Below are 14,569 nucleotides of genomic sequence, written 5' to 3' on the forward strand. Positions count from 1 at the left end.
ATATCTAATAAAAAAACCTCAATAAATTTATCGAGGTTTTTTTATTTACTTAATTATGTATGCTCTTTTTATAGAATCTAGTTTTGGAAATTTCTTAAGAAATGCTTTCCTATTTACAGCTAACAAATCATAAACATTCATTGTATCGTTACCATATCCAGAATACAATTTTTCAACGACATCCATACCTTTATAAACTTTTCCTAGTGGTGGAAAACCTTTGACTTTATTATAAAAAACGGTATCCAAACGCTTGTTATCTTTCAAATTAATAAACAAGTGATTTCCTCTTGAATTTTGTCCAGCTCTAGCATAACTAATCACTCCTTTTAAATTACTCCCTTTTACAGGTTCATCTTCTACTTTGTAGCGATCCCAATTATTTGCTGTAGCAGTCGAATCCATATGACCAAACTGAGCTACAAAATTAGGCACTACTCTATAGAAAACAATTCTATCATAAAATTTATGATTAATTTGTTGGTAAACTCTATCGACTGCTTTAGGAGATAAATCCCTAGAAAACTCTATTTCAAAATCACCTTGAGAAGTTTCAAACCTAGCTTGAAATGTTTGTGGTGCTTTTTCATCCATCCATTTTGGATTAAAAGTTGATTTACCACAACTTAAAGCAATCAATGAAGCAATGATAATAGTTTTTTTCATCTATTACCACTTAATAATAACACTACCCCAAGTAAAACCTGAACCAAAAGCAGCTAATACAACGGTGTCTCCTTCTTTAATTTTTCCTTGCTCCCAAGCTTCTGTTAAAGCGATTGGAATTGAAGCAGCAGTTGTATTTCCATATTCCATGATGTTATTATATACTTTATCATCAGTTAATTGAAATTTTTGCTGAATAAATTGAGAAATACGTAAGTTGGCCTGATGTGGAATTAACATATCTATATCCGAAACCTCTAGGTTGTTTGTTTTTAACCCTTCCATGATTACTTCACTAAAACGAACTACAGCATTTTTAAACACAAATTGTCCGTTCATATAAGGGTAATAACTTTCATCATCAGGATTGTTATCTGCAATAATATCTGTAACCCATCTTTTGCCCATACCTGGAGCAATCAAAGACAACTCTTCAGCATGTTGTCCTTCAGAATGTAAATGGGTAGATAAAATTCCTTTAGTTAAATCTTCTTCCCTAGAAAGAATTGCAGCTCCTGCTCCATCTCCAAAAATCACCGAAACCCCACGACCACGTGTAGTAAAATCTAAACCTCGAGAATGCACTTCAGAACCTATAACTAAAATATTTTTATACATTCCAGTTTTGATGTATTGATCAGCAATAGATATTGCATAAACAAATCCCGAACATTGATTACGAACATCTAAAGCTCCAACGGTTCTTAATCCTAAATCACGTTGTACTAAAACGCCTGGTCCTGGAAAATAATAATCTGGACTTAAAGTCGCAAAAATGATAAAATCTATATCGTCTTTATTAATTTTTGCCCTTTCGATAGCTATTTTGGCAGCTTTAACTCCCATTGAAGTTGTAGTATCTTCTAGGCTATTTACGTGTCTTCTTCTTTTTATTCCTGTACGTTCCTGAATCCACTCGTCATTAGTGTCCATTATTTTAGACAAATCATCGTTTGTAACCACGTTATCAGGCACATAATATCCTAAACCTGTAATTTTAGAATGAAACATATTTTATATTTTAGTTAAAAATCAGTTTGCAAATTTACGTTTACCGCAAAAATTAACAATACAAATTAGCATTTTTTTCTTAATTGACAATTTTATAATTAATTATAAATATATAAAAACTTAAACAAATTACATGTAACAGAAAGACAGTTTAAACCACTAATTGTTAAAATAATTTAAAAAAATTATGAGAATTATTTATTTATAATCTTCATCCTTTAATTTTATACTGAGAAACTAAAAATAAAAATGAGAAAACTATTTTTTACTATTTGCTTTGCTATATTTTATCAAAGCGGTATTTCACAAGAAAATTTGGAATACCAAAAGCCATCAGCTACAATTCTTACTCTTGCTGATTACGAAAGAGCACCATCTGTTAGCATGGACACAAAAAAGGAGTATATGCTATTAACATATCGCAACACCTATAAAACTCTTGAAGATTTAAGCCAAGAAGAAATGCGCTTAGGAGGATTGCGTATTAATCCTATCACCAACATTTCAAGTTCAATAACTTACAGCAACAATCTTAAAATAAGAAAAATTAAAGACAAAACAGAAACGCAAGTTTCTGGCTTACCTCAAAATGCAAGAATTGCATACTTGAATTGGTCACCAGATGAAACAAAAATTGCTTTTACAAATACAACTAGTACTGGTGTTGAACTTTGGGTTATTGATGTACAAAGTGCTTCTGCAAAAAAACTAACAGAAGGGATTCTAAATGCTAATACAGGTTCACCTATTAATTGGTACGCCAACAGCAATAGTATACTAGTGAGACAATTAGCTAAAAACAGAAAAAATCTAATTGATAGCAAAAAAGAATTACCTAAAGGACCTACCGTTTCAACTTCAGATGGAAAAGTTTCTCAAAATAGAACCTACCAAGATTTATTAAAAAGCCCTACAGATGAAGCTAATTTTGAAAATTTAGTAACTTCTGAATACTACACCATTAACCTAGATGGTTCATCAAAACTATTCAAGAACGCAGATTTATATATTAGCGAATCTTTTTCACCTGACGGTAGCCTATTGCTAGTAAATACTCTAAAAAGACCTTTCTCTTACATTGTCCCATTAAGTCGTTTTCCTATTACAACCGAAGTGTTTGATAGCAATGGAAATCTTGTCAAAGTAATTAATGAGTCACCTTTGACTGAAATAATGCCTAAAGGATTTATGGCAGTAAAAAAAGGCAAAAGAAATATTTCATGGCGTAATGATGAGCCTACAACGCTATCATATGTAGAAGCCCTTGATGAAGGTGACCCCGCTAACAAAGTTGATTTTAGAGACGAATTATTTGTTTGGAAAGCACCATTTAATTCAAATCCAATTTCGTTACTAAAAACACCTCAACGATTTGGGGGAATAATTTGGGGAAACAACACAACTGCTATTGCCTATGATAATTGGTACGACACAAGAAATACTAAAACGTATTTATTTAACCCTTCAAACCAAGCAGAAACTCCAAAAGTTATTTCAGATAGAAATCAGCAAGACATTTATTCAGACCCAGGAAACTTTGAAACCAAAAAAAATCAATTTGGAAGAAATGTTTTAGCTATTGAAAACAACAACCTTTATTTAATTGGTGATGGTTTTACTAAAGAAGGGCAATTCCCTTTTGTTGACGAGTTTAACTTAGGCTCTTTAAAAACTAAACGTTTGTACCAAAGCAATTATAAAGATAAAAAAGAGGATATTTTATCTATTGAAGATTTTAAAAAAGGAGATGTTTTAGTTTTAATTCAATCAAAAACAGAATTTCCTAACTATTACTTTAGAAATATAAAATCTAAAGATAAAACAACACCTATTACTGGTTTTAAAAATCCTTTTGAAAGCATAAAAAATGTATACAAAGAAGTAATTAAGTACAAGCGCAAAGACGGAGTAGAGCTTACAGGAACTTTATATTTGCCAGCTGGTTATGATAGAATTGCAAAAAAAGAAAAACTTCCTTTATTGATTTGGGCTTATCCAGAAGAGTTTAAAGACAAGAATTCGGCTGGTCAAAACAATAAAAATCCTAATGAATTTACTTTCCCTAACTATGGTTCATTTATTTACTGGGTAACTAAAGGTTATGCCGTTTTAGATGATGCATCATTTCCAATTATTGGAGAAGGAACTACTGAACCTAATGATACTTTTATCACTCAGCTTGTTGCAAATGGTGAAGCAGCTATCAATGCTGTGGATCAATTAGGATACATAAACCCTAAAAAAGTGGCTGTTGGCGGACATTCATACGGTGCTTTTATGACAGCAAACTTATTGACACATTCAAACTTATTTGCTTGTGGTATTGCTCGTAGTGGTGCTTACAATCGTACATTGACTCCATTTGGTTTCCAAAGTGAACAACGTAACTATTGGGAAGCACAAAAAGTGTACAATGAAATGTCACCGTTTATGAATGCTGAAAAGATGAAGACTCCATTACTTTTGGTTCATGGTGACGCCGATAATAATCCAGGCACTTTTACTTTACAAACAGAGCGTTATTTCCAAGCTTTAAAAGGTTTAGGCGCTCCTGTTAGAATGGTTCTTTTACCTAAAGAATCTCATGGATATGCAGCTAAAGAAAACATCTTCCATTTATTATGGGAACAAGATCAATTTTTAGAGAAATATCTTAAAAACTAATAAATAAAAAGGCTCCTTTAAGGGAGCCTTTTTTATTTAACAACATTTAAGTTTACGTCTAATTGGAGTTCCAAAGGAGTTGAATGCTCAAAAAACAAAGGTTTTCCATTAAAAGCCGCTTTTACAAGATAGTGACTCCCTTTAAAATAGTTTTGTTTCACCGTTACTCTAAGCAATCCTTCCTCAGCTACTTTTAACTGATGTGGGTATACCAAAATCGTTTCAGAAATTGCATTTTTATTCACTATTAATTCATTAACCTCTCCAAATAAAGAAGCTACATACTTATTTTTGGGGTTCTGATAAATTTTCATAGAAGGCGCTTTACAAACTACTTCTCCATCTTTCAAAACTATAGTTTCATCAGCAAACGATAATGCATCTGTACTGTCATGGGTTGCTACAATTACTGTAATTCCTCTTGCTTTCAAATAAGCAAAAAGATTTCTACGCAAAGCATTTTTTCTAAAATTGTCGATGTGACTAAAAGGTTCATCCAGCATTAAAACTTCTGGCTCTAAAGCCAAAACTCTAGCTAGAGCCACTCTTTGTTGTTGACCACCACTCAATTCATTAATTCTCACTCGAGAGTATTCACCCATTTCAACAATCTCTAATAACTCTTGAATGCGCAAACGTTTTATAGCCAATAATTGATTTGATAAAAATTTTCCAACACTTTCGGCAACAGTTTCGTAAGGCATTAACCCAAAATCTTGAGCCATGTATTTCATAAATGGCATCCCTGGTACCAAGTTATACTTTGGTCCCAATACTTCAGTATCATTCCAAAAAATTTTCCCTGCACCTAAATCGTGTAATCCGTAAATTAATTTAAGCAGTGTACTTTTTCCGCAACCGCTTTCTCCAATAACGGCAATATTTTGCCCTTTTTGGATTTCAAAATTAATTGACTTGATAATGGTTTTATCTGTATAGCCAAACGATATGTTATTTACCTGAAGCATTATTTAAAATTAGGAGCACAAAAATAGTGAGATTACCAATAAAAAAGCTGTCACAACGGACAGCTTTTTCAACAATTTATTTTAAAAATTATTGTCCTGCTTCTTTTTTAGCATCTTGAATCATTTTATCATTGGCAGTAATAGCAAATTCCACACGACGATTTTCTCCACGCCCAGCATCTGTGTCATTACTTGCTATTGGTTCAGTCTCTCCCATTCCTACAATTTTAAAACGAGATGATACCAATCCTTTGCTGATTAAATAATTTTTAACCGATTCTGCTCTTTGTTTTGACAAACTCATGTTGTAATCATCAGCACCTTTGCTATCTGTATGTCCAAATATTTCAATGTTTGTATCTGGATATTCTTTAAAAACAGGTACCAATTTATCTAAATTCCCCTTTGCTTTAGTAGTTAAAGTAGCTTTATTAAAATCAAAATTAACCGAGTTTTCACCTAAAGTCAATTTAATTCCTTCCCCTACTCTTTCCACTTTTGCTCCAGGTAATGATTCGCTTATACTACGCGCTTGACGATCCATTTTATTACCAATTAAACCTCCGGCAACTCCTCCAACTACACCCCCAATTACAGCACCTAAAGCTCCGTTTCCTCCTTTACCTATATTGTTTCCTAAAACTCCACCAAGTACAGCTCCCCCAACAGCACCAATTACCGCTCCTTTTTGCGTATTATTAGCATTTTTTACAGACTCACAACTCGACAATGTCATTCCAAAAATGAATGAAAAGGATAATGTGTATATAATAGACTTTTTCATAATTATTTAGTTACGTTATTTTTTTTGAATTGATACACCACACTGGTTAATTTACCACCAACATCAATTTTATCAATTAACTGAAAAGACTCTTGTGTTTGATTGGACAATAGTAAAATATAACCATCTCTTTCTTTTTTTGCTTTTTCACCAGCATCAAGAAACTTGAGCACAAATTGTTGGTCTTTGTTTACGTACCATTTTATTTTTGAAGAAAATTGAGGACAGTTCCCTTTAGTTATTTCCATAGTACCAGAGTCATTATTAGAAACAAACTGCCAGTTACTTCCTTCGAAACATTTTGAATCAGCAATATCAAAAGAAGTTACTTTAAAATATTCTGAACCAGGAAAAGAAACAGATGTAATGGTCCAATTTCCTTTTATAGCAACTTGTGATCTTCTATCAACTGTTGTAGAAGCGACAGTCGTTTGTTTTGGTTTACAGGATAATACTAGTCCAATTAGACATAAAAATAATGCTAGTCTTCTCATATGATTTGTTTTTAATGTATGAATATTCAAAACTACAACTAAAAGTAGAGATCAAATTTACACAATTTCAGCCGATTTTTATACTATTTCTACTACGTCATTTTGTCACTTTTTAAAAAGTGGTATTTAATTTGACAGTCGCTATTTAATAATTTTTAAATCTATTCTTATGACAACAGGAAAAATTAATGTTTCAGTAGAAAACATATTCCCTTTAATCAAGAAGTTTTTATATAGCGATCATGAAATTTTTCTTCGTGAATTAGTTTCAAATGCAACAGATGCAACACTTAAATTAAAACACTTAACAAATATTGGCGAAGCCAAAGTAGAATTTGGCAATCCAATAATTGAAATTAAAATTGACAAAGAAGGTAAAAAACTACACATTCTAGATCAAGGCTTAGGAATGACTGCTGATGAAGTTGAAAAGTACATTAATCAAGTTGCTTTTTCTGGTGCCGAGGAATTTTTAGAAAAATATAAAGATTCTGCCAAAGATTCAGGAATCATTGGTCATTTTGGTTTAGGTTTTTACTCAGCTTTTATGGTAGCTAATAAAGTTGAAATCATTACTAAGTCTTTTAAAGATGAACCTGCTACACACTGGACATGTGATGGTAGCCCAGAATTTACTTTAGAACCTCATTCAAAAACAGAAAGAGGAACTGAAATTATTCTTCATATCGCAGATGATTCATTAGAATTCCTTGAAGATTTCAAGATTCGTGAATTATTAACTAAGTATAATAAATTCATGCCTGTTCCCATTAAATTTGGAACAAAACAAGAAGCATTACCTAAACCAGAAAATGCTCCTGAAGATTACAAAACAGAGTACAAAGAAGTTGACAACATCATCAACAATCCAAATCCTGCTTGGACTAAACAACCAGCAGATTTAAACGATGAAGATTATAAAAACTTCTACAGAGAATTATATCCAATGAATTTTGATGAACCTTTGTTCAATATTCATCTTAATGTGGATTATCCTTTTAATTTAACTGGAATTTTATATTTTCCTAAGTTGGGAGATAATATTCAAATTCAAAAAGACAAAATTTCATTATATCAAAATCAGGTGTATGTAACTGACAATGTTGAAGGAATTGTACCTGAGTTTTTAATGATGTTAAAGGGTGTGGTTGATTCGCCAGACATTCCTCTAAACGTATCTCGTTCATATCTTCAAGCTGATGGAAACGTTAAGAAAATTTCAAATTACATCACTAGAAAAGTATCCGACAAATTAAAATCTCTTTTCACAGAAAATAGAGTCGATTTTGAACAAAAATGGAATGACATTAAAATTGTTTTAGAATACGGTATGTTATCTGAACCTAAATTTTATGAAAAAGCTGGTTCGTTTGTTTTATATCCAACAACTGAAGATAAATACTTTACTCTTGACGAATTAAAAGAAGCTATAAGCCCTAATCAAACTGACAAAAACGGAAAATTAGTAGTTTTATATGCTTCAAATAAAGAAGCACAACACAGTTATATAGATATCGCAAAGGATAAAGGTTATCAAGTATTGCTTTTAGATTCACCAATTGTATCTCACTTAATTCAAAAATTAGAGGCAGACAATGAGAACCTTACTTTTGTTCGTGTAGATGCTGATCATATTGATAAATTAATTGCAAAAGAAGAAACTCAAATTTCTAAACTTTCTGATGAAGAAAAAGAAAAACTAAAAACTTCGTTGGAAGGAATTGTACCAAAAGAAACCTATACTGTACAACTTGAAGCCATGGAAAGTAATGCTGCTCCTTTTATTATCACACAACCTGAATTTATGCGCAGAATGAAAGAAATGAGCGCAAGCAGTGGGGGCGGAATGTTTGGTATGGGTAATTTCCCAGAAATGTACAATTTGATTGTTAACTCAAATTCAGAATTAGCTTCAGCAATTCTAAAAACAGAAGATAAATCAACTCAAGAGCATTTGGTAAAACAAGCACTCGATTTAGCTAAACTCTCTCAAGGTTTACTTAAAGGAGAAGAGCTTACAGCCTTTGTAAAAAGAGGTTTTGAAACCCTTAAATAAGAATTCTACAAATAAAAAAACCTGCAAGTTAATTTGCAGGTTTTTTCTTTTTATAAATAATCAAATACTATTTCCGAACTTTGACAGTAAATACAACAACATGACACTATCTATAGAAACCCCTGCATTGCTATTTTCTGCAACCTCATTAATACTTTTAGCTTACACTAATCGATTTTTAACCATTGCACAAATCATTCGCAGTTTAAAAAAGAACTATCAAGAAGATCATAACAAATCAATCCTTCTAGAAATTAAAAACTTGAACAAACGATTAACCCTAATTCGTTTCATGCAACTTATGGGAGTTCTTTGTCTTTTTTTATCGGTTTTTGCCATGCTTTTACTTTTTATTGATATGCAAAGCATTGCTATTTATCTTTTTGGTTTAAGTATGCTATGCTTATTAATTTCTCTAGGAATTTCTTTTTGGGAAATAAGTATTTCGGTTAATGCACTTAGAGTTCATTTGAGTGATTTAGAAGAATTTTCTAAAAAAGATTAAACCTTATCAAGTTCTCATGGTCTTATTGGTAAACTAAAAAATACAGACTATGAAAAATTATTTTGTCTCCGCTCTTCTTATTTTAGGAATAACAACATCTTTTGCTCAACAAAACGATACTCCCGAATATTCAGGGGAAAACTTCAGCCTTGAAGGAGCACTTTCTATGCTTAAAAAAGCTAATTCTATAGAGGAATTTGAAACTTTAATTAATAAAGAAAGTAATGATGTAAATAATCTTGATTTAAACGATGATGGAGAAACAGATTATGTTACTGTAGAAGATATTGTAGAAGAAAACAAGCACGTTTTAGTTTTATCTGCTTTGTTAAATGAAAAAGAAAAACAAGATGTAGCTACAATCGTAATCGAAAAAACTGGGAATGAAGAAGCGCAACTTCAAATTTTTGGTGATGAAGATTTGTATGCAGAAAATACAATTGCTGAACCATTTGATGTTAATGAAAAGATGGATTCAGGGAAAAATGGGCCAGCCATACCCGAATTAATTACAACAAGAATTGTAGTAAATGTTTGGTTTTGGCCAAGTATAAGATTTATTTATGCTCCTGGTTACAGAGTATGGATTTCTCCTTTCCGTTGGGCTATGTATCCACGATGGTGGAAACCTTGGAGGCCTATTCGCCATACAGTTTTTGTTACTCGTTGTCATGTGCACAAAACTCACATTCATAGAACACCAACACGTCGTGTAGTTGTACACAAATCATACGCACCTCGAAGACATTCATCAACAACACTAGTTAAAAACAGAAGAGGAACTACAGTAGTTCATAAAGGAAGAGCCGGAAGAGTTAAAGCGGTTCACCATTCTAGAAGAAAATAATTTTTTCAATCAATCCAATAAGAACTCATCACAAAAACGCTTGTTATGAATAAATCATCACTTTGGTCGTTACGCTTAGGATTTTCTAATAAGCAAAGTCAACTAATTGAAGAATTAGGCTTAGAAAAGTTTTTACATCTTTCTTTTCAATCAAAAGTAGATTATAGTATCCCTACTTTTCTTAACGAAAGCCCTAAAAGCTTAGCAGAACTTAGAGACAGAAGAAAAACATTGAAAGATTCTGAAAATAAAGAGTTGGCAAAGCAAATGATTGTGAAAGAAGCTAAAATTTCAAATGAAATGAAAGCTTGGTGGATTGAAAAAATGATGAGTGAGAAACATCCACTTCGTGAAAAAATGACCTGCTTTTGGCACAACCATTTTGTTTCAACGTTTCAAAAGGTGAAAGTGAATTATTGGATTTTCGAATACAATCAGTTGCTTCGTGAAAATGCTTTTGGAAATTTTAAAGACTTAACTAAAAAGGTACTCTATAGCAATGCAATGGTTCGTTATCTTGATAATGTTGACAATAAAAAGGGAAATATAAACGAAAATTTAAGCAGAGAATTACTTGAGCTTTTCACACTTGGAATTGGAAACTACACTGAAAATGACATTAAAAATGGTGCAAAAGCCTTAGCTGGATTAGGAATTGGTCAAAAAGAAGCCTTTTACAGACCTTTATTTGAAGATAATGACACTATTACGTATCTAAGTAAAACGGGTAATTTTAAGGTTGATGATTTAGTTGATATCATTTTTGAACAAAAAAACATCCCTTATTTTCTTACTAGAAAAATTTTGAAATGGTTTATATACGATGAACCAAACGAGGATTTAGTAAAGCATTATGGCGATTATTTTCGTAGTGTTAATTTTGAAATTAAACCACTGCTAACTAAAATTTTCACAGAAGAATATGCTAAAAACAATGCTGGGTCAAAAATTAAAAATCCGTTAGAATACATTATTCAACTTACGAGTGAGCTCGAAATAAAAATTCCAAACAAAAGAATTTTAGTTTTGTTTTTAAGAGATCAAGGAATGGATTTATTCAACCAACCGAATGTCAAAGGTTGGGAAGGTGGAAAATCTTGGTTAACATCTCAAATATATCTTCAACGCAACAATGTGACTGATTTGCTATGTGATGGCAAACCTTTTAGAAGAAATGTTCTAAAAGAAGAAATGAACGATGATGCAATTTCCATCAATTTCCAACCTCAGCTAAATTGGAAAGGAGATACCAACAAAAATATTATAAAAGATCTAACTGACAGATTGCTTTTTTTAGTTGATGAAACCAATCAGAAAGATTTTGAAGCTATTTTAAAATACGACTTTAACCCTGATTCTCAAAATGCCAATCATGCAGTTTTACGATTATTTAATGCAATAACTAAAGTACCTGAATTTCAACTAATTTAATTTGAAACCATGAACAGAAGACAATTTTTATCATTATCAGGAACATTTACTGGCGGGATGCTGGTTCTACCTGATTTTTTATATGCTTTTGGCTCACAAAATAATTCAGGCTTATTAACAGAAGAACAATGCCTTGTATTTATTCAACTTAACGGCGGAAATGATGGATTGAACACATTTGTCCCATTTGATGATCCAAATTACTATTATAACAGACCAAAAATTGCCTTATCAAAAGACGATGTAGTTTCAAAAAATAATGGTATGGCTTTTCATCCTGCTCTCAAAGATTTTGCACAAATTCAACAAAATGGTGATTTAACCGTAATTCAAAACGTAGGCTATCCTGAACCTAATCGATCTCATTTTCGCAGTCAAGAAATTTGGCAAACGGCTTCTGCATCAAATCAATATATTAATGAAGGATGGTTAGGACGCTATTTAGACTTACAATGTAAAGAACATACTCCCACAGCAGGTATAAACATAGACAATATTGACAATTTAGCACTAAAAGGTAATGAGCCCAATGCGATTACTGTAAAGGATCCTAATCGCTTTAAACCAAAAACCGAAACAGATGAAACTGCAAAACTATCAAACAACCCACAACTCGATTTTGTTCGAAAAATAGCTAATTCTGCCACTGAAGGTGCAGAAGATATCCAGAAAGCTTTAGCAAAATCAACCTCAGAAAATAGTTATCCTAAAACCAACTTTTCTAAAAACTTAGAGTGGATTGCCCGACTTATTAAAGGAAATTTGAACTCAAAGGTATATTACACTTCTTTGGGAGGATTTGATACACACGATAATCAATTAGCAATTCACAAAAACAAACTAACAGAATTGAACGATGCTATCTTTAGTTTTTATACCGACTTGAAAAATGCAAAACTATTACAAAATGTAACCATAGTCGTATTTTCTGAATTTGGTCGTCGAGTAAAAGACAATGGAAACGGAACTGATCACGGAACTGCTGCTCCACTTTTTATCATTGGCGGAAGCAATAAAGGAAAAATCATTGGTAAAAATCCTGACTTAACAAATCTTGATAATGGAGATTTAAAATTTGAAACCGATTTTAGAAGTGTTTACGCTACATTATTGAAACAAAAACTGAATTTCGATTATTCTAAAATTGGCATTAACAATACTCCATTGACAACAATTTTTTAAATAAATTACAAATTTTAAGGTTATAGTTTGTAGCTTTTTTTGTCAGTATGGTCTGTAAATCCTCTTTATCTAGGTTTAATTTGTTTTAGAAAAAATCCAACTTGATATTCTTGGATAACAAATTAAATTTTTGCAAGCTAAATTTTCATTATCAGGATTAACAAGTTTCATATTAAGAAGAGATTCAATTTTTAATACTGGTATTTCAAAAATCAAATCAAATCCTTCCTTAGAATCAATTAATTTATTTTTTACCTTATACTCTGTATTAATAAGATAATAATTTGATAAATAAGAAAATGTCTTGTTATTATCTTTATTTAAATAAGTTTTAAAAGAACTAATAGGTTGAAAATTCTCATCTAATTTTATAACTTCTGAGATCAAATCATCAAACCCAAAATTTATTGTCATTAAATTTTTTTTAGAAAAATTGATTGAACCAGCCACCATACCAGAGCTAATATACATGAGATGGTTATTAATTCTATCATAAATTAAAAATGATTCAATAGAACCTGGGCTAGAAACATTCATTTTGGATTTTTTTACTTTATTAAAACCCTCAATTATCATAAAGTTCGGTAAAAAAATATAGACATCAAACTCATTTACAGAATATAGTGGGATTAAACAAATATTAAGCTTTTTATTATTCTTTGAATATAAGTCTATTATTTTTGAGCGAGAAGTATTTTTTAAATTACTCTCTCCAATACAATATTTTTGTCTGTTTTTATTAGAAATATGAATTTTTACTTCACCATTGATTACTTTTTGGCCTTGAAATATTGTTGTTAAACTGGTTTGTGAAAACACAGGAACAGCAACTTGTAATATTATGTATAAAATTAAATTCTTTATGTTATTTTAATATACTTCAATAATCCCCGATAACAGGATTTGCAATCCGTGCTCTATATCAAAGTCAAATCTAATTAAAAAACAACAAAAATTACCCTGCTGGGCAAAGTCAGGAAACTTTGCCCAGCAGAGGAGAAACATTTCAGCGTTACCATGTTTTAAGGTAGTGGCAAATATTTAGAAATAACAGAATTACATAAAGTGTCTTTACAATCATCAATAAAAGTATCTTTCATATTTTGATTTAATAAATTTTCAATTTTTTTTAAAGGAATGCTTTCTAAATTATTGTAGGGTAAAATAATTATTTTGCTTGTTTTAGTTATTTTTTTATTTTCAGTTTTGTAGGTTGATATTTTATATTTAAAATTTGAGTTTTCAACAAACATATATTCAATACTACTTAAAGGTAAAAACCAATTATTTATTTTATATATTTTTTTAATATCGGATGAAAAATTTGGAGTAAATTCTAATTCTGAATTATTTTTTTTGCAAACTGTACCAGCTTCAGCAGTTTGAAAATAAAATAAATTATTACTTTCCGTATTGTAAATTAAATATTTGGAAATTGAGTTTGATATGCATAAATCAATTTGTAAATTAATAGAATTAGTATTGTGAAAGCAATAAAAAGCATAATTTTTATAACTGCTTATTTTATAGGTGCTAAAAACGGATTCATTGTTATCACTAGACAATAATTTAAAATTTTTTTTACACTCAAAATTTGATAGAGAGTCTATGCCTAACCTGAAAATTTTAATATTTGAGTCTAAAATATTAGAGTTTCCAAAATTTTCAATTTTATGAAATTCTTTTATTACAAACTGAAGTTTTCTTTGCGAATAAACCAATGAGTTTAAAAGTAAAAATATTAATAAGTACTTATTCATAATATTAGTTAGTTATCTTGCTCTGCTGTATAACTCGATAGCGCAGATTTACAATCCATGAGCTATATCAAAGCCAAATCTAATTAAAAAACTACAGAAATTAACCTATATTTCCCATCCCTTTCCTCAATCCTTACTTCGAATATACTCCGTATCAAAGCCGTACATAAGCCGAGTAAAGCCGAGTAAAATATTTTCAAC

General features: G+C 30.9%; 13 protein-coding genes. 6 read left to right on the top strand and 7 right to left on the bottom strand.

The window, feature by feature from the left end:
* Positions 1–45: 45 nt before the first annotated feature.
* Both BUC09_RS06175 and BUC09_RS06180 read right to left on the bottom strand, forming a co-directional pair.
* Positions 46–666 carry a peptidylprolyl isomerase gene (locus BUC09_RS06175; protein WP_073309719.1) on the bottom strand — a complete coding sequence of 207 codons (621 nt, stop codon included), beginning with the start codon at positions 664–666 and terminating at the stop codon, positions 46–48.
* 3 nt (positions 667–669) lie between these two features.
* Entirely contained in the window at positions 670–1,677 is a 1,008-nt protein-coding gene (locus BUC09_RS06180; RefSeq protein ID WP_073309721.1) for a 3-oxoacyl-ACP synthase III family protein, read from the bottom strand.
* Between the two features lie 249 nt (positions 1,678–1,926).
* On the opposite strand from BUC09_RS06180, the gene BUC09_RS06185 reads away from it, so the two are divergent.
* Positions 1,927–4,341, top strand: coding sequence for a S9 family peptidase (locus BUC09_RS06185; protein WP_073309724.1), 2,415 nt, complete (start codon positions 1,927–1,929; stop codon positions 4,339–4,341).
* 32 nt (positions 4,342–4,373) lie between these two features.
* On the opposite strand, the gene BUC09_RS06190 is transcribed toward BUC09_RS06185, so the two are convergent.
* From BUC09_RS06190 to BUC09_RS06200, 3 genes are all read right to left on the bottom strand, one after another.
* A complete protein-coding gene (locus tag BUC09_RS06190; RefSeq protein ID WP_073309726.1) occupies positions 4,374–5,309 on the bottom strand; it encodes an ABC transporter ATP-binding protein in 936 nt (311 codons plus the stop codon).
* 88 nt (positions 5,310–5,397) lie between these two features.
* Positions 5,398–6,093, bottom strand: coding sequence for a YiaD family glycine zipper/OmpA-like lipoprotein (locus tag BUC09_RS06195; protein WP_073309728.1), 696 nt, complete (start codon positions 6,091–6,093; stop codon positions 5,398–5,400).
* A 2-nt stretch (positions 6,094–6,095) separates the two neighbouring features.
* Entirely contained in the window at positions 6,096–6,587 is a 492-nt protein-coding gene (locus tag BUC09_RS06200; RefSeq protein WP_073309730.1) for a lipocalin family protein, read from the bottom strand.
* Positions 6,588–6,756: 169 nt separating this feature from the next.
* Here BUC09_RS06200 and htpG point away from each other — a divergent pair, with 169 nt between their 5' ends.
* The 5 genes from htpG (at position 6,757) to BUC09_RS06225 (ending at position 12,608) form a co-directional block, all read left to right on the top strand.
* Positions 6,757–8,643 carry a molecular chaperone HtpG gene (gene htpG, locus BUC09_RS06205; RefSeq protein ID WP_073309732.1) on the top strand — a complete coding sequence of 629 codons (1,887 nt, stop codon included), beginning with the start codon at positions 6,757–6,759 and terminating at the stop codon, positions 8,641–8,643.
* 100 nt (positions 8,644–8,743) lie between these two features.
* Positions 8,744–9,148: a DUF2721 domain-containing protein gene (locus tag BUC09_RS06210; RefSeq protein WP_073309734.1), complete on the top strand. Its 405-nt coding sequence runs from the start codon at positions 8,744–8,746 to the stop codon at positions 9,146–9,148.
* Positions 9,149–9,197: 49 nt separating this feature from the next.
* Positions 9,198–9,995 carry a hypothetical protein gene (locus BUC09_RS06215; RefSeq protein WP_073309736.1) on the top strand — a complete coding sequence of 266 codons (798 nt, stop codon included), beginning with the start codon at positions 9,198–9,200 and terminating at the stop codon, positions 9,993–9,995.
* Between the two features lie 45 nt (positions 9,996–10,040).
* Complete coding sequence (locus BUC09_RS06220; RefSeq protein WP_073309738.1) at positions 10,041–11,426, top strand: DUF1800 domain-containing protein; 1,386 nt, start codon at positions 10,041–10,043, stop codon at positions 11,424–11,426.
* 9 nt (positions 11,427–11,435) lie between these two features.
* A complete protein-coding gene (locus tag BUC09_RS06225) occupies positions 11,436–12,608 on the top strand; it encodes a DUF1501 domain-containing protein (protein ID WP_073309740.1) in 1,173 nt (390 codons plus the stop codon).
* Positions 12,609–12,683: 75 nt separating this feature from the next.
* Here BUC09_RS06225 and BUC09_RS06230 read toward each other — a convergent pair whose 3' ends face one another.
* Positions 12,684–13,427, bottom strand: a complete 744-nt coding sequence (locus BUC09_RS06230) for a hypothetical protein (protein WP_073309741.1) — start codon at positions 13,425–13,427, stop codon at positions 12,684–12,686.
* Positions 13,428–13,630: 203 nt separating this feature from the next.
* The gene (locus BUC09_RS06235) at positions 13,631–14,173 is read right to left on the bottom strand and encodes a hypothetical protein (protein WP_143161874.1); all 543 of its coding nucleotides are present in this window, start codon (positions 14,171–14,173) and stop codon (positions 13,631–13,633) included.
* Positions 14,174–14,569: the final 396 nt, after the last annotated feature.

Source organism: Flavobacterium terrae (genome assembly GCF_900142035.1).
GTDB classification, from domain to species: Bacteria; Bacteroidota; Bacteroidia; order Flavobacteriales; family Flavobacteriaceae; genus Flavobacterium; species Flavobacterium terrae.